Source organism: Nucisporomicrobium flavum, from assembly GCF_016464385.1.
Lineage (GTDB): Bacteria > Actinomycetota > Actinomycetes > Mycobacteriales > Micromonosporaceae > Actinoplanes > Actinoplanes flavus_A.
In genome coordinates this window covers 231,326-251,993 of record NZ_JADMLH010000006.1, presented here as the reverse complement: position 1 = coordinate 251,993, position 20,668 = coordinate 231,326, and the positions used below count along the sequence as shown (strand labels likewise).

At 74.3% G+C, this 20,668-nt stretch carries 15 protein-coding genes and 1 pseudogene; 12 read left to right on the top strand and 4 right to left on the bottom strand.

The features are described from left to right. Positions 1–2: 2 nt before the first annotated feature. Positions 3–920, top strand: a complete 918-nt coding sequence (locus IT780_RS17200) for an SDR family oxidoreductase (RefSeq protein ID WP_233412980.1) — start codon at positions 3–5, stop codon at positions 918–920. 2 nt (positions 921–922) lie between these two features. On the opposite strand, the gene IT780_RS17195 is transcribed toward IT780_RS17200, so the two are convergent. Then, positions 923–1,273: a PucR family transcriptional regulator gene (locus IT780_RS17195; RefSeq protein WP_307831234.1), complete on the bottom strand. Its 351-nt coding sequence runs from the start codon at positions 1,271–1,273 to the stop codon at positions 923–925. Positions 1,274–1,339: 66 nt separating this feature from the next. Here IT780_RS17195 and IT780_RS43465 point away from each other — a divergent pair. The 3 genes and pseudogenes from IT780_RS43465 to IT780_RS43155 form a co-directional block, all read left to right on the top strand. Then, positions 1,340–1,411, top strand: a pseudogene (locus tag IT780_RS43465) (hypothetical protein); the annotation flags it as partial. A gap of 11 nt (positions 1,412–1,422) precedes the next feature. After that, the gene (locus IT780_RS17190) at positions 1,423–1,659 is read left to right on the top strand and encodes an AMP-binding enzyme (RefSeq protein WP_199512571.1); all 237 of its coding nucleotides are present in this window, start codon (positions 1,423–1,425) and stop codon (positions 1,657–1,659) included. 98 nt (positions 1,660–1,757) lie between these two features. Beyond that, positions 1,758–2,435 carry a DivIVA domain-containing protein gene (locus IT780_RS43155; RefSeq protein ID WP_199512570.1) on the top strand — a complete coding sequence of 226 codons (678 nt, stop codon included), beginning with the start codon at positions 1,758–1,760 and terminating at the stop codon, positions 2,433–2,435. Positions 2,436–2,474: 39 nt separating this feature from the next. On the opposite strand, the gene IT780_RS17180 is transcribed toward IT780_RS43155, so the two are convergent. Together IT780_RS17180 and IT780_RS17175 are read right to left on the bottom strand one after the other, a co-directional pair. Continuing rightward, entirely contained in the window at positions 2,475–2,990 is a 516-nt protein-coding gene (locus IT780_RS17180; RefSeq protein WP_199512569.1) for a universal stress protein, read from the bottom strand. 123 nt (positions 2,991–3,113) lie between these two features. Further along, complete coding sequence (locus IT780_RS17175; protein ID WP_199512568.1) at positions 3,114–4,301, bottom strand: PucR family transcriptional regulator; 1,188 nt, start codon at positions 4,299–4,301, stop codon at positions 3,114–3,116. A 135-nt stretch (positions 4,302–4,436) separates the two neighbouring features. On the opposite strand from IT780_RS17175, the gene IT780_RS17170 reads away from it, so the two are divergent. The 8 genes from IT780_RS17170 to IT780_RS43150 all read left to right on the top strand — a co-directional run bounded on the left by IT780_RS17170 (position 4,437) and on the right by IT780_RS43150 (position 15,201). Then, complete coding sequence (locus tag IT780_RS17170) at positions 4,437–6,134, top strand: aminotransferase class V-fold PLP-dependent enzyme (protein ID WP_307831233.1); 1,698 nt, start codon at positions 4,437–4,439, stop codon at positions 6,132–6,134. A 101-nt stretch (positions 6,135–6,235) separates the two neighbouring features. Continuing rightward, complete coding sequence (locus tag IT780_RS17165; protein WP_199512567.1) at positions 6,236–7,276, top strand: zinc-dependent alcohol dehydrogenase family protein; 1,041 nt, start codon at positions 6,236–6,238, stop codon at positions 7,274–7,276. A gap of 132 nt (positions 7,277–7,408) precedes the next feature. After that, a complete protein-coding gene (locus IT780_RS17160; protein WP_199512566.1) occupies positions 7,409–9,292 on the top strand; it encodes a lysophospholipid acyltransferase in 1,884 nt (627 codons plus the stop codon). Beyond that, complete coding sequence (locus IT780_RS17155) at positions 9,289–10,731, top strand: HAD-IB family hydrolase (RefSeq protein ID WP_199512565.1); 1,443 nt, start codon at positions 9,289–9,291, stop codon at positions 10,729–10,731. The genes IT780_RS17160 and IT780_RS17155 overlap by 4 nt, the downstream gene beginning before the upstream one ends. After that, positions 10,728–11,744 carry an NAD(P)H-dependent glycerol-3-phosphate dehydrogenase gene (locus tag IT780_RS17150; protein WP_199512564.1) on the top strand — a complete coding sequence of 339 codons (1,017 nt, stop codon included), beginning with the start codon at positions 10,728–10,730 and terminating at the stop codon, positions 11,742–11,744. Before IT780_RS17155 ends, IT780_RS17150 begins: the two co-directional genes overlap by 4 nt. Further along, entirely contained in the window at positions 11,741–13,156 is a 1,416-nt protein-coding gene (locus tag IT780_RS17145; protein WP_199512563.1) for a wax ester/triacylglycerol synthase domain-containing protein, read from the top strand. Before IT780_RS17150 ends, IT780_RS17145 begins: the two co-directional genes overlap by 4 nt. Before the next feature lie 75 nt (positions 13,157–13,231). Continuing rightward, on the top strand, positions 13,232–14,455 hold the full coding sequence (locus tag IT780_RS17140) for an esterase/lipase family protein (RefSeq protein WP_199512562.1): 1,224 nt from the start codon (positions 13,232–13,234) through the stop codon (positions 14,453–14,455). Further along, positions 14,452–15,201: a 4'-phosphopantetheinyl transferase family protein gene (locus IT780_RS43150; RefSeq protein ID WP_199512561.1), complete on the top strand. Its 750-nt coding sequence runs from the start codon at positions 14,452–14,454 to the stop codon at positions 15,199–15,201. The genes IT780_RS17140 and IT780_RS43150 overlap by 4 nt, the downstream gene beginning before the upstream one ends. Here IT780_RS43150 and IT780_RS17130 read toward each other — a convergent pair. Then, on the bottom strand, positions 15,119–20,653 hold the full coding sequence (locus IT780_RS17130) for an ATP-binding protein (RefSeq protein WP_199512560.1): 5,535 nt from the start codon (positions 20,651–20,653) through the stop codon (positions 15,119–15,121). The two genes, IT780_RS43150 and IT780_RS17130, sit on opposite strands and share 83 nt — an antisense overlap. Between the last annotated feature and the right edge of the window lie 15 nt (positions 20,654–20,668).

The window sequence follows — 20,668 nt, the reverse complement described above, 5'->3', positions numbered from 1 at the left end:
TGATGGGACAACACTCCCATCACCCCTGGAGCGTCACCATGCAGGTCTTCGTCACCGGCGGCACCGGCACCATCGGCTCGGCCGTGATCGCCGAACTGCTCGGCCACGGCCACGCCGTTCTCGCCCTGGCCCGCTCGGACGGCGCCGAGCGGGCCCTCAAGGAGGCCGGCGCCGAGGTGCTGCGCGGCGGCCTGGCCGACCTCGACGTCCTGCGCGAGGGCGCCGCCCGCACCGACGGCGTGATCAGCCTCGCGTTCGGGCACGACTTCAGCAGCCCGGACGCCCTCACCACGGCGATGGCCGAGGAGGCCGCCGCGATGGCCGCGCTGGGTGAGACGCTGATCGGCACCGGACGGCCCATCGTCACGGTCTCCGGCACGCCGTGGGTCCCCGGTCGCGCCTCCACCGAGGCCGATCCCACGCCGACCGACGGACCGGTGGGGCGGCGCGGGCAGTCGGTCAACGCACTGCTGGCGCTGGCCCCGCGCGGGGTGCGTGCCGTGGCCGTACGCATGCCACGCACCGTCCACAACAGAGGAGAGGGCGGCTTCGCCGGGCTGCTCGCCGAGGCGGCCCGCCGCACCGGGGTCGCCGGCTATCCGGGCGACGGAACCCAGCGCTGGCCGGCCGTGCACGCCCTCGACGCGGCGGCGCTGTTCCGGATCGCGCTTGAATCGGCACCGGCCGGGACGGTGTGGCACGCGGTGGCCGACGAGGGCGACGCTGTGCGCGACATCGCCGCCGTCGTGGGCCGGCGCCTCGGCCTGCCGGTCGAGCCCGTGCCGGCGGACACGTTCGGACCGTTCGGGCCGATCTTCGCGATGGACCAGCCGGCGTCCAGCGCTCACACCCGCGAGACCCTCGGATGGCGGCCGGTGCACCCCGGCCTGCTCGCGGACCTGGAGAACCTGCGGCCCTGACGCTACGGGCGGTCGAGCTGGCCACGCAGGTCGTGCAGCCGCAGCGCCACCTGCAGCTGCAGGGCGCGATCCGGTTCACGCCAGTCCGGGCCGAGGAGGCTCCCGGCCCGGTCGAGACGCTTGAGCAGCGTGTTCAGGTGCACGTGCAGGGCGCCGGCCGTACGGGTCAGGTTGCCGGAGTGCGTGAAGTACGCGGACAGGGTGGCCACGAGCCGGGTGGACCTGCGCGCGTCGTAGTCCAGCAGCGGCTGCAGCGTGTCGCCCAGGAACCGGTCGAGTTCCTGGGCGCGGCCGGTGTCGAACAGCAGGGCGAACATGGCGTACTCGTCGGCCGTCGCTCCCCGGTCCGTCACGCCCAGGCTCTGCAGGAGGTCGCAGCACCGGCCCGCGGTCTCGAAGCGGATCTGAGCAGCCTGCGCATGGTGGTCTCGGGAGGCGGCTCCGTACCCGACACCCTGTCCGAAGCGTGGCAGGACGGTGCCGGGGTCCCGCTGACCAACGCGTGGGGGATGACCGAGACCAGCCCGGTCGTCACCTGCGGCCGCTGGCCTGCGTCGTGCTCGTCCCCGGCGAGTCGCTCGACGAGCAGGACCTGCGCGCCCACCTCGCGGGAACCGTCGCGTCGTGGTGGATCCCCGAACGGATCATCGTGGTGGACGAGATCCCCAAGACGGCCACCGGGAAGTTCTCGAAGGTCTCGCTGCGTGCCCTGGTCCAGGGCCGCGAGGCCGCCAGGTGACGCAAATGCCGTGACAATTGGTACGGACGTGCCGGCGCGATCGGTCTTGTATTCTGAGCCGCTCAGGGATCGCGTCAGCGAAGGGCGGAAGAGCGGCAATGCCTTTAACGCCGGAGGATGTTCGCAACGTCTTCTTCAACAAGCCGCCCGTGGGAAAGCGCGGCTATGACGAGGAAGAGGTCGACGCCTTCCTCACCGAGGTCGAGGCCGAGCTCGGGCGGCTGCTGGACAGCAACCGGCGGTTGCGCGACGAGGTCGTCCACGCGGGTCCCGATTCCCGGCACGAGCTCGAGGACCTCGCGGCGCGGCTCCGGCGGCTGCAGGACGAGCGGGCCGAGGCCGAGCGGCAGGCCGGGCGGCTCCGCGCGGAGCTGGACGATGCCCGCACGCGACGTCCCGGTCCCGAGCCGGACCGGGCCGGCGAGGCCGTCCCGGCGGTGCTGGTGATGGCCCGGCGCACCGCCGAGGACCACCTCGAGGACGCCCGCCGCGACGCCATGGAGCTGGTCGCGGAGGCCCGCGCAAAGGCGACGCAGGTATGGGAGGAATCGCGCGAGAACGCGATGCGCGACGTCGATTCGGCGCAGCGGACGCACGATTCCGCGGTGGCCAAGATCGAAATTGACAGGGTGGCGTTCGAGAGCGCGGTCGCCAACCTGGCCGACTTCGCGCAACATTATTACCAGTTGCTGCGGGAGGACCTGGAACGGCGCGTTCCGGAGCTGGGCAATGTGTTGATGCCCGAGCTTCCGCGCCCGTTCTCGCTTCCCGGCTGAGGCGGTCCCGGTTGCCGGCTGCCGGCAATCACCGCGGGGTCAGGCCCACGGTGCGGTGACGGTGCCCGGCTGGCGGCCGTACCGGGACGGACCGGCCTCGGCCTCCGCGGGAATCACGAGCACGGGGCAGGTCGCCCGCTGCACGCAGCGATGGCTGACGGAGCCGAGCAGCAGCCCCGCGACGGTGCCGTGGGCGGGGCCGCCCAGGACGAGCAGTTGCGCCTCTCGCGCGGCCCTCAGCAGCTCGTCGGCCGGGCGGCCACGGAGCACGCGGGGCCGGATCGGCACCGACGGGCCGTAGCGGCGGGCGACCTCGACGAGGGTGTCGAGCAGCATCCGCTCGGTGTCGGCGGCGAGATCGTCCCCGGTGGCCATGACCGCCGCCGCCCACTCGACCCCGTAGGAGGACGCCGGCTGCGGTTTCCAGACCGACACGGCCTCGACGTCCGCGCCGCTGCGGCCGGCCAGCCGCAGCGCCCACCGCAGGGCGGCCTTGGAGCCGGGTGAGCCGTCGACGCCGACGACGACGGGTTGCTGCCGGACCTGGTCGAGCATCGCGGGGCCTCCTCACCGATCTGTCACCAGCCTTCCCCACGGGCGCAGCCGCCGGCAGGGCGCCCGGCGGCGAACCGGGGGACCGGAGATTGCCGGCTCTCGGCAAACGGGCCGCGCCGGGGCTCAGGCCGGGTGCGGGACCGGCTTCTGCGGCCACTCGAGCGCCCGGGCGCCCAGCACCGCCGCCTGAAGGGTGAAGCGGTGCGCGGGATCGGACGGGCTGTAGCCGGTCAGGTCCTTGATGCGCTGCAGCCGGTAGGTGACCGTCCGGACGGACACGTGGATGCGCCGGGCGGTGTCCGTCGCGACGCCGCCGGTGTCGAAGTACGCCTGCAGCGTGCCCAGCAACGGCTCGGCACCGCCGCGGGCCTGCTCGAGCGGGCTGAGCACCGCCTGCACCAGCTCGGCGATCGCGGGCTGGTCGCGCAGCAGCACGCGGTAGATCAGCAGGTCCCGCGCGTTGACGACGGGGGCCTCCAGCCGCAGCCGCGTCGCCATGGTCAGGGCCTCGCGGGCCTCCTCGTACGAGCGGGCGATGCCGTACAGCCCGCTGTGGGGCCGGCCGACGGCGACCCGCCACGGCCGTCCGCGGGGCAGCCGGCGCAGTTCGTCGTGCATCAACCGGCCCAGGCCGGGGGGTGTCGGCCGGCCGGGGTCGCCGTCGGCCGGCGCGAGCACCACGAGCAGGCCCTCCTTGGTGGCCACGAGCACGTCCCGGTCACCCATCCGGTTGAAGATCACCGCCTCGAGCGCGGTGATCGCCGTCTCCGTGTCGGGCAGCCGCCGGCTCGGCGCGGCCAGCGCGACCTGGTGGGACCGGGCCAGGTCCAGACCGAACGGCTCGGCCCGGTCCACCAGCGCGCCGGGGTCGGAGTCGCCCCGCAGAAGATCGTCCACGAGCTCGCGGCGCAGCGCCTCCTCGCGCCGGACGAGGTCCCGCCGGGCCTGGGCGTACCCCTCGGCGAGCGTCGCGACGGCGTCGTCGATCACCTGCAGCACGGCCGAGGCGGCGGCCCGGACCGCCTCCCGGTCCCGGCTGCGGACGACCGCCGGAAGGTCCTGCCAGAGCCGGCGTGCCGCGGACAGGTACAGCTGCACCGCCCGTCCGGCCGAGATGCCCTGCTCCGCGGCGCGCCGCCCGAGCGTCTCCACGGCCTCCAGCTCGGCCCGCTTCGGCCGGCGGCCGGTGATCGCCGCATCGGCGAGCAGCGGCAGGTAGTCGCCGAGCAGCTCCACCGGCACCCCGCCGGCGTCCCGGCTCGCCCCCGCGGCGACCTCACCGAGCCACCGGTCGTCGGACGGTTCTCCCATGCCCGGAACCCCATCTCTGCCGTGAGCGGTGCGCGGCGCCGCCCGTGCCCCTACGGGCAAGAAGTTACGCGGGTGCGGGCGCCGCATGGTTACTGTGCCGGAAACGGCGGAGTTGCCGGGCGGGAGGGGGTCGCCGTGACGGTTGTCCGTGCCACGCCGGCCGCGGAGGGCGACGCACCCTCGTCCCCGCTGATGGAGCGGATCCGCGAGGGCGTCATCGGTGAGGGGCTGGTGCTCGACGGGCCGTACGGGCCACGCCGCATCACGTACGCCGACTACACCGCCTCCGGCCGGGCGCTGGACTTCGTCGAGGACGTCATCCGGGACCGGGTCCTGCCCTGGTACGCCAACACGCACACCGAGTCGTCCGGCACCGGGCGGCAGACGGGCGCGCTGCGCGAGGAGGCGCGGCAGGCCATCCACCGTGCGGTCGGCGGCGGGCCGGACGACCTGGTCGTGTTCTGCGGGTCGGGCGCCACGGCCGCGGTGAACAAGCTGGTCGGCATCCTCGGGCTGCGGCTGCCCGGAACCCTCGACCGCCGGTACGGGCTGAGCAAGCGGATCCCGCCCGCGGAGCGTCCGGTGGTGTTCGTGGGGCCGTACGAGCACCACTCGAACGAGCTGCCGTGGCGCGAGTCGATCGCCGACGTCGTCACCATCGACGCCGACCCGGACGGACATGTGGACCTGGCGCACCTGCGGCAGGAGCTGGTGCGGCACGCCGGGCGCCCGCTGCGGATCGGCAGCTTCTCGGCGGCCTCCAACGTGACCGGGATCCTGTCGGACACCGCGGCCATCGCGCGCTTGCTGCACGCCCACGGTGCGCTGTCGCTGTGGGACTACGCGGCCGCCGGGCCGTACGTGCCGATCCGGATGGGGGAGTCGGCGCCCGGGCGGGGAGACCACAAGGACGCCGTGTTCCTGTCGCCGCACAAGTTCGTCGGCGGCCCGCAGACCCCGGGGGTCCTGGTCCTGCGCCGCGACCTCGTGACCGACCCGGCGCCCACCGCGCCCGGCGGCGGCACCGTGCTTTTCGTCGACCCGCGCGGCCACCGCTATCTCGACGACCCGGTGGCCCGTGAGGAGGCCGGCACGCCGGCGATCGTGGAGTCGATCCGGGCCGGGATCGTGGTCGGCCTCAAGGAGGCGGTGGGCGTGGAGCTCATCGCCGCCCGGGAGCGCCGGCTGTGGGAGCGCGCGCTGCATCGGTGGCGGGACGAGGAGAACCTCGAGATCCTCGGCAACCTGCGCGCCGACCGGCTGCCCATCGCGTCCTTCCGGGTGCGTTCGGGGGACCGGTACCTGCACCACAACTTCGTCGTCGCCGTGCTCAACGACCTGTTCGGCATCCAGGCCCGCGGCGGCTGCTCGTGCGCCGGGCCGTACGGTCATCGCCTGCTCGGCATCGACGACGCCGCGTCGGTGGCCTTCCGGGAGCTGAGCGGCCGGGGGTTCGAGGGGTTCAAGCCCGGCTGGAGCAGGATCAACCTGCACTACTTCCTCTCCGACACGGTCGCCGACTACCTCGTCGACGCCGTCGCCCTCATCGCCCGGTACGGGGACAGGCTGCTGACCGACTACCGGTTCGATCCCCGGTCCGGCCTGTGGACGCACCGGACGGTGGCCGGTGCCCCGCTGCGCCTGGCCGACCTCCAACTCGGCGCCGAACGCCCGCCGCCGCGCCGGACGCTGGGCGAGGAGGCGCTGGCGGAGCACCTGGCCGAGGGGCGGCGGCTGCTGCGGGACCGGCCCGGCGTCACCGGCGACGACCCGGCGCTGCCCGCCGACCTCGAGGCGCGGCGGTGGTTCCGGCTGCCCCGCGCCTGCCTCTGAGCGGGGCCCGGCAGAAGCATCGCAGCCTAGGGCCGGAGGTCCCTACCTTGTCGCGCCCGGCGGGACGAGCGTGGAGGTACCGACACCCGAGAGGAGCGGTCATGAAAGGGCTTGTGTACGGCGGACCGGGAGTACGGAACTGGACGGACATTCCGGACCCGGCGATCGAGGATCCGCGGGACGCGATCATCCGGGTGGACGCGGTCACCATCTGCGGCACGGACCTGCACATCCTCGGCGGTGACGTGCCCGAGGTCGCCTCCGGGCGGGTGCTCGGGCACGAGGCCGTCGGCACGGTGACCGAGACCGGCAGCGGGGTGTCGGGGCTCAAAGCCGGGGACCGGGTGCTGGCCTCCTGCATCTCCGCCTGCGGCATCTGCCGCTACTGCCGGCAGGGCTCGTACGGGCAGTGCCTCGGCGGCGGCGGCTGGATCCTCGGCCACCTCGTCGACGGCGTGCAGGCCGAGTACGCCCGGATCCCGTTCGCCGACCTGTCGACGTACCGGCTGCCGGAGCGGGTGAGCGACGAGGCGGCGGTGCTGCTGGCCGACATCCTGCCCACCTCGTACGAGGTCGGCGTGCTCAACGGCCACGTCCGGCCGGGCGACACCGTGGTGATCGTCGGCGCCGGCCCGATCGGGCTCGCGGCCGTCGTCACGGCGCGGCTCTTCTCGCCCGCGCACATCGTCGTGGTGGACAAGGCGGAGAGCCGGTTGCAGGCGGCGAAGATGTTCGGCGCCGACACCACCGTCGTGGCCGGTACGGACGACCCGGTCGCCGCGGTGCGGGACCTGACCGGTGACCTGGGCGCGGACGTGGTGATGGAGGCGGTGGGCACCCCGCAGACCTTCGAGCTCTGCGCGAAGCTGGTCCGGCCCGGCGGCCGCCTCGCCAACATCGGCGTGCACGGCAAGCCGGTCACGCTGCACCTCGAGGAGCTGTGGATCCGTAACGTCACCATCACCACCGGCCTGGTCGACACGTTCTCCACGCCGAGGCTGCTGGACATGCTGGTGGCGGGGCAGCTCGACCTCGGCCACATGGTGACGCACCGCTTCGGGCTCGACGAGTTCATGGCGGCGTACGACGTCTTCGCCGACCCGGCGCGCTCCGGCGCGCTCAAGGTCGTGCTGTCACGGTGACGGTGTGCGGCGCGAGGGCCCGGACGGCCGCCCTGTCCGGGCCCTTCGGCCGTAGAGCCGCCTGCCGCACCGCGGAAAGACTGGCTGCATACTCCCAGTGCGCGCACCTGCGAGGTGGCGATGAACGCGGACATGACCGGCCATCCGTCGATCCTGAACTCGCTGGACCGGGTCGGGGCCCGCCGGCCGTTGCAGCGGGCGGGCCTGTTCGAGGAGCCCACCGGCCCGCTGGCGACGGACCCGCCCGAGGTCGCGCAGCTGCTGTCCGACCCGGACTTCGCGGCGCGGCGCGACGAGCTCGCCCGATCTCTCGGCCGCCCGGCGGGGGAGGTACGCGCGGAGGCGGCCGGCTACCTGCGCGAGATCGGCGCCACGCACACCGGCCGTGCCCCGAAGGACTGGGCGCGGTTCAGCCGGTGGTTGTCCCGCGCGCACGACCTCGTCGTCGACCCGGAACAGACCCGGCAGCTGCGCGCGCTCGACCGCAAGTACTCGCTGCTGTTCCCGTTCTCCCACCGCTCCTATCTGGACGGCGTCACCGTTCCCGCCGCCGTGTCGCAGAACGGCATCACGCCGGCGCTCGTGCTGGCCGGGGCCAACCTCGACGTGTTCCCGTTCAACCACCTGCTGCGCCGGTCCGGGTTCGTGTACGTCCGGCGCTCCACCACCGACCTGCCGGTGTACCGGTTCGTGCTGCGGGCGTACATCGCGCGGACGATCCGCAACCGGCGCAACCTGTGCTGGTCGATCGAGGGCGGCCGGACGCGCACCGGCAAGCTGCGGCCGCCGACGTACGGCGTCCTGCGCTACATGATCGACGCGCTGGACACCGCGGCCGACGCCCAGGCGCTGATCGTCCCGGTCTCCATCGTGTACGAGCAGCTGCACGAGGTGCCGAGGATGACCGACGAGGCCCGCGGGATCAGCAAGCGCCCGGAGGACCTGCGCTGGCTGTGGGACTTCGGCCGGTCCCAGCGGGAACGGTTCGGCCGGGTGTACCTGCAGTTCGGCGAGCCCCTGCCGCTGCGGGAACGGCTGGCCGAGCTGCGCGGCGACGAGCGGGCCCAGGCGCGGACGGTCGAGCGGATCGCGCTGGAGACCTGCCGCCGGATCAACGCCGCCACGCCGCTGACGACGACCGCGGTCGTGTGCCTGGCCCTGCTCGCCGCCGACCGTGCGCTCACTGTGAACGAAGTGCTCGCCACCGTTGCGCCGCTCGCCCGCTACCTGAGGCAGCGCGGCCGGCCGGTAGCCGGTGCGGCGGACCTGACCGACCGGGCCACCATCCGCCGTACCCTCGACGACCTCGTCCGTTCCGGGGTGCTGACCAGCTACGACGGTGGCACCGAGACGATCTGGTGGATCGGCCCGGGCCGGCACCTGGTCGCCGCCTTCTACCGCAACACGGCCGTGCACATGCTGGTCGACCGGGCCATCGGGGAGCTGGGGCTGGTCGCGGCGATGGAGGACGGCGAGAACGGGCTGCAGACCGCCAACCGGGAGACCCTGCGCCTGCGCGAGCTGCTCAAGTTCGATTTCTTCTTCCCGCCGCGCGCCGAGTTCGCCGACGAGATGGCCGCCGAGCTCGCCATCGCGGACCCCGCGCAGGGCGACGGGTTCCACGAGTTCGGGGCCGCCGACGCGAGGCGGTGGCTGACGACCGCCGAGCCGCTCGTGGCCCACCTCGTGCTGCGGCCGTTCCTGGACGCCTACCACGTCGTGGCCGACCGGCTGGCTGCCTGGGAGGACGACGACGAGCCGTTCGACGAGCAGCGCTTCCTCGGCGAATGCCTGCGGGTGGGCCGGCAGTGGGCGCTGCAGCGGCACCTCGCCAGCGAGGAGTCGGTCTCGCTGGAGCTCTTCAAGCCGGCGCTGCGGCTGGCGAAGCACCGCGACCTCATCCGGCCCGACGCGCCGGACACGGCCAAGCGCCGCCACGCGTTCCTGGAGGAGATGCGCGAGACGGTCCACCGGGTCACCGTCGTCGCCCAGCTGGCGCAGCGGGACCGGCCATGAGCGTCACCGCCGCCGACATCATCGAGAGCGTCCGCAACGGGCCCGCGGGGCCGCGGATCGGTGCCTTCTTCGACTTCGACGGGACGCTGGTGCACGGGTACACGGCGAACGCCGTCTATCAGGAGCGCCTGCGCAAGGGCGAGATCGGCGCCCTCGAGCTGGCCCGGACCATCGTCGCGGCGGTCGACGGGACCGTGCTCGGCGGCAACCCGCACACGATCGGCGACATCGGCTTCGCCGCGCTGCGGGGCCGGACCGTGGCATCGGTGACCGAGGTCGGCGAGCGGCTGTTCGTGCAGCGGATCGCCGGGACGATCCGGCCGGAGGTCCGCGACCTGGTCCGGGCGCATCTGCGCCGCGGCCACACCGTCGTGGTGGCGTCCTCGGCCACCCGGGTGCAGATCGAGCCGGTCGCCCGCGACCTGGGCATCCCGCACCTGGTCTGCACCGAGCTGGAGGAGGAGGACGGCATCCTCACCGGGCACAGCACCACCGGCATGCTGTGGGGCGAACGGAAGGCGGCCGCGGTACGGGCCTTCGCGCGCACCCGGGACATCGACCTCGCCCGCAGCCACGGGTACGCCAACGGCTCGGAGGACATCGCGTTCCTGGGTTCCGTGGGGCGGCCGTACGCCACGAACCCGCACCCGCTGCTGCGCCGGGCCGCCGAGGAGTACGACTGGCCGGTGCTGATGCTCCGGGAGCCGAGATCCGCGGGGCTGCGCGCGTACGCCGGCACCCTCGGCGCGGTGGCGGGCGTGAACCTCGGCCTGGCCGCCGGCGCGGCGTACGGGTGGCTCAGGGGCGACCGTCGCGGCGGGGTGAACGCGAGCATCGGGCTCGCCGCCCGGAGCGGGCTCGCCCTCGCCGGCGTGAAGCTCAATGTGATCGGCGAGGAGAAGCTCACGACCCGGCCCGCGGTGTTCATCGCCAACCACCAGAGCACCCTGGACGCTCTCGTGCTCGGCGCGCTGCTGCGGCGTGACTTCACCGCCGTGACCAAGAAGGAGGCCCGCTTCGACCCGCGGATGCTGGTCATCGGCGCGGTACTCGACCCGGCGTGGATCGACCGCGGCACCCTGGCGAAGGCGAAGGAGTCCCTGGACGGGGTCGTGCGCAGGCTGCGTGCGGGCACCTCGATCCTCGTCATGCCCGAGGGCACCCGGATGCCGACGCCGAGCCTGGGCCGGTTCAAGAAGGGCGCGTTCCACATCGCGCTGCAGGCCGGCGTGCCGATCGTCCCGATCGTGCTGCGCAACACCGGCGAACTGGCCTGGCGGCGGTCGCTCGTGGTCAACCCGGGCACGGTCGACGTCGCCGTGCTGGACCCCGTGGACACCGCCGGCTGGACGGTCGAGGAGCTGGACGAACGGATCGCCGGGGTGCGGCAGCGCTTCGCGGACACGCTGGCGGACTGGCCCGGGGCGGCGCGGCGATGACCGGCCGCAGGCCCCGGCTCACCGTCCTCGGCGGCGGCACCTGGGGCACGACCGTCGCCTCCATCGCCGCGCGCAAGACGAGGACGCTGCTGTGGGTACGGGACCCCGAGATCGCCGCGGCGGTCAACGAGACCCATCGCAACCCGCGGTACCTGCCCGGCTTCGACCTCGCACCCGGCCTGCGCGCCACCGCGGACCTGGCCGAGGCGGTCAGCGACGCCGACGTCCTCGTCGCCGGGGTCCCGTCGCAGTACCTGCGCGACGTGCTCAAGCAGGTCGCCGAGCACGTACGCCCGTTCATCCCGGTGGTGAGCCTGGTCAAAGGCCTGGAACAGGGGTCGCTGCTGCGGATGACCGAGGTGATCGGCGAGGAGCTGCCCGGGCACCCGGCCGGGGTGCTCTCCGGCCCCAACATCGCCCGGGAGGTCGTGCAGGGCTACTCGGCGGCGGCGACGCTGGCCATGCCGGACCACCGCACCGCGCAGGCGTTGCAGGGCCTGGTGCACACCTCCCGCTACCGCGTCTACACCAGCGAGGACGTGGTCGGGGTGGAGATCGCCGGGGCGTTGAAGAACGTGTTCGCGATCGCGGTGGGCTTCGGCGACGGGCTGGGCGCCGGCGACAACACCCGGGCCATGGTGATCACCCGGTCGCTGCACGAGCTGACCCGGCTGGGCGTGGCGATGGGCGGGCGCGCGGAGACGCTCGCCGGCCTCGCCGGCATGGGCGACCTCGTCGTCACCTGCGTCAGCCCGCACAGCCGCAACCGGTTCGTCGGGTTCGAGCTCGGGCGCGGCCGGCCGCTCGAGGACATCATGGCGTCGATGAACCAGGTGGCCGAGGGCGTACGGACCACCGCGGCGGTGATCCGGCTCGCCGCCGAGCGGGGCGTCGAGATGCCGATCGTCCGGGAGGTCGACGCGGTGCTCAACCACCGGCAGCCGGTCGAGGAGACGTACCGGGGGCTGCTGCGCGTCACGCCCGGGCACGAGGTGGACGGGGAGGCGTGGTGACCACGAACGAGCAGGCGTGGGCGCGGGCCGGCGAGTGGCCCGCCGAGGACCGGATGAACGAGCTCGAGACCTTCCTGTGGCGCAGCGAGCGGCATCCGCGCCGGTCCTCGACGATCTCGGTGCTGATGATGCTGGACACGGCGCCGGACTGGGAGCGGCTGCACGCGGCGCACGAGTGGGCGACCCGGCTGGTGCCCCGGATGCGCAGCCGGGTGCTCGAGCCGGCCGTACCGGTCGGGCCGCCGGCGTGGGTGCCCGACCGCGCGTTCGACCTGGACTATCACCTGCGGCGGGTACGCCTGCCCGCCCCCGGTGCGATGGCCGGGGTGCTGGCGTACGCCCAGGGCGCCGCGATGGTGCCGTTGGACCGTACGCGTCCCCTGTGGGAGGGCACGCTGATCGAGGGGCTCCCGGGCGGGCGGGCCGCGTACTTCCTCAAGCTGCATCACACCCTCACCGACGGCCCGGGCGGCGTCCAGCTGGTGTCCCTGCTGCAGAGCCGGCGCCGCGAGCACACCGACGACAAGCCCGTGGCGCCACCACGGCCCGATCCCGTGCCGGACGCCGGACGGCTGGCCGCCGACGAGCTCGCCGAGCAGGCGCTGGCGCTCCCGTCGGCGGCCGGGAAGCTCGTCTCGGCCGCGGCCCACGCGCTGACCCACCCCGAGTCGGCGGCCGGAAGCGCGCTGCGGTTCGTCGGGTCGCTGCGGCGTACCGTGGCACCCTGGTCCGTGCCCGGCTCACCGCTGTTCCGCGGCCGGACCGGGAAGTCCTGGAGGTTCGGCGTCCTCGAATGCTCCCTGGCCGAGCTGGGCGCGGCGGGGGAGGTGGCCGGTGGGTCGGCCGGCGACGCCTACCTGGCCGCGCTGCTCGGCGGGATGCGCCGCTACCACGCGAGGCACGGCACCGACCTGGCGCGGATGTCGATGACGATGCCGCTCAGCCTGCACCGGTCGGACGACCCGATGGGCGGCAACGAGTGGGCCGGCGCGACGGTCGCCGCGCCGGTGGGGGTCGAGGACGCCGCGGAACGCATCGCCGAGCTCCGCGGCACCGCGCTGTCGTTGCGGGTGGAACCGGCGCTGGGCAGCACCTCCGTGCTCCTGCCGGTGCTCAACCGGGTCCCGTCAGCGGTGCGGGCCACGGTCGGCCGGCTCCCGGGGGCCGCGGACCTGTCCGCCTCGACGTTCCCCGGCGCGCCGTGCGAGACGTACCTGGCCGGCGCGAAGGTGGAGCGGACGTACCCGTTCGGGCCGCTGCCCGGGGTCGCCGTGATGGCGGCGATGGCACCGCACGCCGGCACCTGCTGCGTGGGGCTGACCGTCGACGGCTCCGTCGTGCCCGACCTGCCCGTGCTCGTGGAGTGCATGCGTGAGGGCCTGGACGAGGTGCTGGCCCTGGCCCGTACGTGACACCCCGCCGGGCTTGTGCGGCGCCCCTCGGCACCGCAGGCTGGCGGTGAACCCAGCACCGGGACGGAGCATGCGATGGGCAGCGAAGCGGAGATCCGGGCCGCCGGACGGGTGGTCGGTGACGCCCTCGCCGGTGCGGTGGGCGTCGTCCGGGACACCCACCGCGCGGTCGCCGGCCGGGTGTTCGCCGCCGTGGGACCGGTCGGGCAGCCCGTCCGCGTCGTGCACGGCCTGATCTCCGAGGGCGTGTACGCGACCGTCCGCGGTGCCCACGCCGTGCTGCCCCGGATGATCGGCGTCGCCGTCGGCTACGGGTGGCGCCCCGAGCGTGCCCCGCTGTCGGGCCATCGGTCCGGCCGGTTCACGCTCGCCGTGCTCAACGGGTTGTGGGGCGACACGCTCGACGCCCGGCACCCGGAGCTGGCGACGCCGATGACGGTCCGGTCCGGCGACGAGGACATCGCGCCCACCACCGAGGCGCTGCGGGTTGCCTTCCCGGCGGCGAGCCCGCACCTCGCGGTGTTCGTCCACGGCCTGTGCGAGACCGAGGAGTACTGGTCCCTCGGGGCCCGCCCGACGCTCGGTTCGCGGTTGGAGCGCGAGCTCGGCTGCACCGCGGTCGACCTGAGGTACAACAGCGGCCTGCACGTGTCGGACAACGGGCTGGCGCTGGCCGCGCTCCTCGAGGAGCTGGTCGCGTCGTGGCCGGTTCCGGTGGAACAGCTGACCCTCGTCGGCCACTCGATGGGCGGCCTCGTGATCCGCAGCGCCGGCCGGCAGGGCGCGGCCGCGGGGCACCGGTGGGTGCCGGCGGTGCGGCACGTGGTCTGCCTGGGAACCCCGCATCTCGGCGCGCCGCTCGCCCGGGGTGTGCACAGCGCGGCGTGGCTGCTGGCCCGGTTCCCGGAGAGCCGGCCCGTCGCCCGGCTGCTCGGCGGGCGCAGCGCCGGCGTCCACGACCTCGGGTACGGGGCGCTGGTGGAGGAGGACTGGCGCGACGCCGACCCGGAGGCGTTGCCGAGCGACTGCTGCACCGAGGAGCCGGTGCTGCCCCACGCCGACCACTACTTCGTCGGCGCCACCGTCACCCGGGAGCACGACAACCCCCTCGCGACCGTCCTCGGTGACCTGATCGTGCCGTACCGCAGCGCCGTCGGCGCCGGGCACCCGCACCGGCTCCCGCCCGGCACCGCGACGGACCGCCACCTCGGCGGCCTGCACCACTTCGACCTGCTCAACCACCCCGCGGTGCACGAGGAGTTGTGCGCGCTGCTCGCCGCCACGGAGCCGGCGCCGTGACGTGGTGGCTGGCGCGGGGTGAGACGTCCCTGCCGGACGGCGAGGAGTGGCTCTCGCCCGTCGAGACCGCCCGTGCCGCCGCGCTGCGCTTTCCCAAGCGGCGTACCGAATACCTCCTGCGCCGGCTGGCGGGCAAGCACGCGGCGAGCCTCGTCCTGGGACGGTCGCTGGAGCCGGCGGCGCTGGCCGGGGTGGAGGTGCTCAACGCGGCGGACGGTTCGCCGTACCTGCTCGTGGACGGCGCGGCGCCGGGCTTCGACGTGTCGCTCGCCGACCGGGCCGGCTGGGCCGTCTGCGTCGTGGGCCGGCGGGCCGGCTGCGACCTGGAGCTGGTGGAGCCGCGCAGCCCGGCGTTCGTCCGGGACTACCTGACCGCTGCCGAACAGCGCCTGGCCGCCGGGGACGAGCTCGCGGCCAACCTGATCTGGTCGGCGAAGGAGAGCGCGCTGAAGGTGCTCCGGACCGGGCTGCGGCGCGACACCCGCAGCGTCGAGGTCACCCCGGATCCGGCCGGCGGGGACGGCTGGGGTGCGCTGGGCGTACGCGTGGCCGGCGGCCCCCCGCTGACCGGCTGGTGGCGGCGGGAGGGCGCGTTCGTCATCACCGTCGTGACCCCGGCGCCGGACGTCCCGCCGATCCACCTCGACCGGCGGGGCGCCCTCGCTACCGTGGCGCCGCGGCACTCCTGGCTGTCATCCCCCGCTCCAGGGCCGCCACGAGATCCGGGCGGAGCCGCTCGGCGCTGATGATGCGGTCCACCGAGCCGACCGCCATCGCGCGCTGCACCGTGTGGATGCTGTCGAACTCGTCGGCCACCTCGCCCAGCTTCGCCGACCGTACCGTCGCGGTGATCTCGGCGAGCCGGGCCCGCAACGTTCCCGCCTCCGGGTCGGCGGCGACGCGCAGCCGCTCGGCCGCCTCGCGCACCCCGGGGTCGCGCCCGGTGCGGGCGGTCACCTCCCGGGCGAAGACCGTCGCGGCGGCGGGCGCCCCGCCGATCACCGAGGCGAACGAGCCCTCCACGGCGATCATCTCCAGCCGCTCGTTGAGCGCCTTGGAGAACACCACGAACGCGCCGCCGTGGTAGCGGGAGACCACCACGAAGACGATCGGGCCGCGGAAGTTGGTGATCGCCCGGCCGATCTCGGCGCCGTACTCCAGCTGCCAGCGCCGCATCGACTCCGGTGACCCGTCGAAGCCCGACAGATTGGCCAGCACGACCAGGGGCCGGTTGCCGCTCGCGGCGTTCACCGCCCGGGCCAGCTTGCGTGACGACTGCGGGAACAGCGTGCCGGACGTCCACGCCGACGGGCCGCCGGCCGGCACGAACCCGCGCCGGGTCACCGTGTGAGCCTCCAGCCCCAGCAGGCAGACCGGGATGCCGCCGATCCGGGCGTCCCACACGATCGCGATCTCCGCGCCGCGCCAGTACGCCCAGCGCTCCAGCGGCGCCGCGTCGGCGTCGGTCACGGCCCGCATCACCGACCGCATGTCGAACGGCTTCTTGCGGTCGGCGTTGCGCTCGGCGGAGAACACGTCGCCGACCGACGTCAGGTCCGTACCGGGCACCGCGGCGTGCGGGGCGGTGCGGACGTCACGGTCCACCGGGTCGGCGGTGGCGTGCCGGCGCGGGTACGCCTCGCCCGGTACGACGTACGTGTGCTCGTAGTGGCGCAGCAGGATGTCGCAGGCGTCGCCCAGCGTGGCGGCCCAGTACTGCGCCTGCCCGTTCGGGCCCATGATGCGGTCGAAGCCGCCGATGCCGAAGTTGTCCTCGGCCGAGACCCCGCCGGAGAAGTCCAGCGCCTGCTTGCCGGTCAGCACCATGGCGCTCGACGGCGTCATCACCAGGATCCCGCGGGTGTGCATGAGCATCGTCGCCTCGGCGTTCCAGTACGGCTGCGCGCCCACGTTGATGCCCGTGACGATGACGTTCACCTCCCCGCCGCCCTGGGTGAACTCGATCAGCCGGCGCAGCACCGCGGCGATCCAGTCCATGTTCTCGGTACCGCTGTCCATCGCGATCTTGGCGCCGGAGGAGAGGGCGTACCACTCCACCGGCAGGCGCAGCCGCTCGGCCAGGTCCAGGGCCGCGATGATGCGCCGGCACTCCGGCTCGGCGAGGTTGCCCAGGCCCCGGGTCGGGTCGCCGAACAGCGCCACCCGGGCCATCCCCTCGGGCACCGTCTCGGTGTCGTTGCTGAGCACGCCGACGACGATGTTCGCGCTGTTCAGGCCGTACGGGCGGGACACCTCGGCCAGCTCGCCGTGCTCGCCGAGGTCGTACTCGGTGAACCGGCCGACCGGGAACCGCGCCACGGCGCCGGGCGGGGGAGTGAGCATCCGCACGATCTCGTACGGGTACGGCGCCCCGAACCGCCGCGCCCGCAGCACCTTCTGCCGGTACGGCGTCAGCGGCCGGATCGGCTCCTGCCCCGGCGGCCGCTCGCGCACGGTGACCCCGGTGCCCCAGCCCTCCACGTGCAGGACCGTGTCGCTGCCGTCGGGCCGGCGTACCCGCAGCACCACCTTCTCCAGGCCGGCGCCGATCGCCAGCGGGGCGAGCGAGCGCACCAGCTCGGTCCACGCGTCCGGCGTGAGGTCCCAGGGCGGCCGGACGTAGAGCACGATCCGGTTGGCCGCGGGCGGGTCCGTACCGAGAGCGGTGAGTGCCTCCCGGATGCCGGACAGCGCGCGCAGGCCCATCAGCTCGAGGCTCGGGTACCGCATCGCCCCGCCGGCGTCCCGGGCTGGCCGCAGGTCGCGCACCTCGGTGAGGGCGAAAAGCCGATGGTCCTTCGGGTTGTCGCGGGCGACGCCGTGGAACAGGTACACGTCCTCCGCGGAGCGCAGCCGTTCGAGCCGGAAGTTGCCCAGCCGCCACAGGTCCAGCCGCTTGGCGAGCATCGGGTGCAGGTTGCGGTACAGCCGGTCCTCGACGAAGTCCCCGTCGCTCTGCCGGTACGTGACGTGATGGGTCCGGAACCGCTCCGGGGCGGAACCGTCCACCATGGTCACTGTCACGTCGAGGCGCCGCAGCGGGCGGCCGAAGTCGCAGTCCGGCAGGAGCTTGCCGAGTTCCTCCACGACGGCCTCGGTGTCGGCCGGCTGCCCGTGCCGCCACGTGGCCACGTCCACCACCACCTCGCGCCCGGCGCCGGCCGTGCGCAGGTGCGCGGCCACCGCCCGGGCGAGCCGGGGCAGCTCGGTCAGCGCCGCGTACGCCGTCACGAGATGCACCGCGAGCTCGTCCACGCCGTAGTCCGAGGAACACAGCAGCCACCCGTCCACCTCGGTGACGCGTACGTCGGACAGCGCCCGGATCCGGTAGAACCGGCGGGTGTACACCTCGAGCAGGGTCCTGCGCACAGCCGGGTCGGCGGTGTCCCGCCAGCGGCGCAGCAGCGTGCCCCGCAGCGGTTGCGGGCAGCCGACGAGCCGCTCGATCCGTTCGCCCGGCGCGCCGTCGCCCAGGGCGTCGAGGTCGGCCTCCACGCGGGCGTACTCCTGGGCCACGACGTCGTCCAGCAGCGGCTCGTCGAGGTAGTGGTAGCGCACGTCGCGCGCCAGGTCGGCGATGACGGGATGGTGTCCCTGCGCGGCGGCGGCGAGCCGGTCGAGCCGGCCGCGGGTGCCGGCGTCGGCGTGGCGGGCCAGGTCGGCGTGGTGCCGTAGCCGCCGCGTCAGGATGGTGGTGATCACCGGCGCGAGCTCGCCGACGCGGCGGAACGAGCGGGACATCCACAGCACCGCCTCCTCGAGCTCGGGGGTGCGGTCGAGGCCGGCCACGTCGTACCGGCGCAGCGCCCGCTCCAGGCGGTGGCGGTACTCGTCGGGCAGCCCGGCGCGGTCCGGGTCCAGCCACTGCAGGTACGACAGCAGGTACTCCTGGGCGCTGCCGCCGGTGGCCGCGTCGTCGGGGTCGACCGGGCCGCGCGGCCGGTACAGCGAGCCGACGTCCGCGTACAGGTCCAGCAGGCTGTTCTCGCACCGCAGCAGGCCGGGATCGGCGGGCGGCGAGACCTCGCCGAGGCGGCGCTGGCGGGTGATCATCGCCCGGACGGACGCCGGGTCGAGGTCGTAACCGAGCAGGTAGCCGCGCAGGGCGGCGTACACCCGCTCGCACGGCGGGGTGCCCGGAGGCTCGACGGCGACCAGCCCGGTGAGGTCCAGCCGGGCCCCCGCGATGCTCGTCCGGGTGCTGTCCGGGCGGATGCGGACCACCGGCGCCCCGGCGTCGAGCTGGACGTTCTCGGCGGTCTCGACCGAGGCGACCACCCCGTCGAACGGGGCGGTGACCGTCGACTCCATCTTCATGCTCTCCAGCACCGCGAGCGGCTGTCCCACGCTCACCGGGTCGCCCGGGGCGACCAGCACCGACACCACGAAGGCCGGGCCGGCGCTGCGGACCACGCCGCCGTCGTCGCGGGAGATCACATGGGACCGGCCGTCGACGTCCAGCCGGAGGGTGGCGCCCTCGACGACCGCGATGATCCGGTACGGCCGGCCGGCGACGCGCACGCGCAGCTGGTGGCCGTCGCGCCGCTCCACCGTGAGGTCGGCGGCGCTGGTCCCGCCGGTGATCCGGTACGTGCACCGCCCCGTCCGGTACACCCGCAGGTCGTAGTGCTGACCGCGGTAGCGCAGGCGGCAGCGGTGTCCCACCTCGGCCGCGGGTTCCGCCCCGCCGCGCCGCGCCCGCGCGTGGAACGCGGCCTGTTCCGCCGCCTGATCGAGGTCGTACGACGTCACGGCGGCCGCCAGCAGCGCCACCGGATCGGGGGCGGGCAGATGGGCGCCGTCGGCGGTCAGCCGGTCCAGCCAATGGTTGTCGAAACGCCCGGCGTGCACCTCGGGCCGGCCGAGCAGGCCCAGCAGGAAGGACCGGTTGGTGGTGCCGCCATCGATCACCACCGTGGTGTCGTCCAGGGCGCGGCGGAGCCGGGACAGCGCCTCCGCCCGGTCCTGCCCCCAGGCCACGATCTTCGCGATCATCGAGTCGAAGTCCGGCGGGATCCGGTCGCCCTCGCGGAACCCCGGGTCGACGCGGACGCCGGTCCCGGCCGGCAGGGTGAGCCGGACGAGCCGGCCGGGCGCGGGAGCGAAGCCGTCCTCCGGATCCTCCGCGCACAGCCGAGCCTCCACCGCGTGACCCCGCACGGGCGGCGGCGTTCCGGTCAGCCGGCCCCCGGCCGCCACGTGCAGCTGCAGCTTCACCAGGTCCAGCCCGGTGGTCGCCTCGGTCACCGGGTGCTCCACCTGCAGCCGGGTGTTCACCTCCAGGAACAGGAACCGGCCGGTGTCCGGGTCGACGAGGAACTCGACGGTGCCCGCGTTGCGGTAGCCGGCGGCGTCGGCGAGCCGGACCGCCGCGGCCCGGATCGCGTCCTCGCCCGCGGCGTCCAGCACGGTCGAGGCGGACTCCTCGATCACCTTCTGGTGCCGGCGTTGCAGGGTGCAGTCGCGAACGCCCACCGCCCACGTGGTGCCCCGGCCGTCCGAGATCACCTGCACCTCGACGTGGCGGGCGCTCGGCACCAGCTTCTCCAGGAACAGCGTCGGATCGCCGAAGGCCTGCCGCGCCTCCTCGCGCGCCGAGGCGAACGCCGCCGGCAGCTCGTCCGCGGAGTGCACCAGCCGGATGCCCCGCCCGCCGCCCCCGGCCGCGGCCTTGAGCACGAGCGGGTACCCGATCCGCCCGGCCTGCGCCAGGGCCTCCGCCGGATCGCCGACCGGACCGTCGCTCCACGGCACCACCGGTACGCCCGCCCGCTGCGCCACGCGCTTGGCGGCCACCTTGTCGCCCAGCATCCGGATCGTGGCGCTGTCCGGGCCGACGAACGCGATCCCGGCCTCCTCGCAGAGCTGCGCGAAGGAGGCCCGCTCCGACAGGAAGCCCCAGCCGACCCAGACCGCGTCCACGCCGGCGCGGACCAGCGCGTCCAGCACCGCCGGCTCGTCGAGGTAGCGGGACCGGCGCTCGCCGGTGACGGGGTCCGCGCAGGTCGCCGAGCCCAGCGACACGGCCTCGTCGGCCTCCTGCACGAACCACGCGTCGGCGTCCGGATCGGTGTGCAGCACCACCGTCGTGATCGGCGGCCGGTCACCCAGCTGGTTGAGTTCGCGTACGGCGGTCAGGGCGCGGATCGCCGGCTCACCGCGGTTCGCGATGGCCAGCCGCCGGATGGGGGGCAGCATGGCGTCCGTCCTTCC

Bases quoted from the DNA above. Each gene is read 5' to 3' on its own strand.
- IT780_RS17200 (WP_233412980.1), top strand. From the start codon at position 3: ATGGGACAACACTCCCATCACCCCTGGAGCGTCACCATGCAGGTCTTC.
- IT780_RS17165 (WP_199512567.1), top strand. From the start codon at position 6,236: ATGAAAGGGCTTGTGTACGGCGGACCGGGAGTACGGAACTGGACGGAC.
- IT780_RS17130 (WP_199512560.1), bottom strand. From the start codon at position 20,653: ATGCTGCCCCCCATCCGGCGGCTGGCCATCGCGAACCGCGGTGAGCCG.
- IT780_RS17175 (WP_199512568.1), bottom strand. From the start codon at position 4,301: ATGGGAGAACCGTCCGACGACCGGTGGCTCGGTGAGGTCGCCGCGGGG.
- IT780_RS17155 (WP_199512565.1), top strand. From the start codon at position 9,289: ATGAGCGTCACCGCCGCCGACATCATCGAGAGCGTCCGCAACGGGCCC.
- IT780_RS17150 (WP_199512564.1), top strand. From the start codon at position 10,728: ATGACCGGCCGCAGGCCCCGGCTCACCGTCCTCGGCGGCGGCACCTGG.
- IT780_RS17180 (WP_199512569.1), bottom strand. From the start codon at position 2,990: ATGCTCGACCAGGTCCGGCAGCAACCCGTCGTCGTCGGCGTCGACGGC.
- IT780_RS43155 (WP_199512570.1), top strand. From the start codon at position 1,758: ATGCCTTTAACGCCGGAGGATGTTCGCAACGTCTTCTTCAACAAGCCG.
- IT780_RS17160 (WP_199512566.1), top strand. From the start codon at position 7,409: ATGACCGGCCATCCGTCGATCCTGAACTCGCTGGACCGGGTCGGGGCC.
- IT780_RS17140 (WP_199512562.1), top strand. From the start codon at position 13,232: ATGGGCAGCGAAGCGGAGATCCGGGCCGCCGGACGGGTGGTCGGTGAC.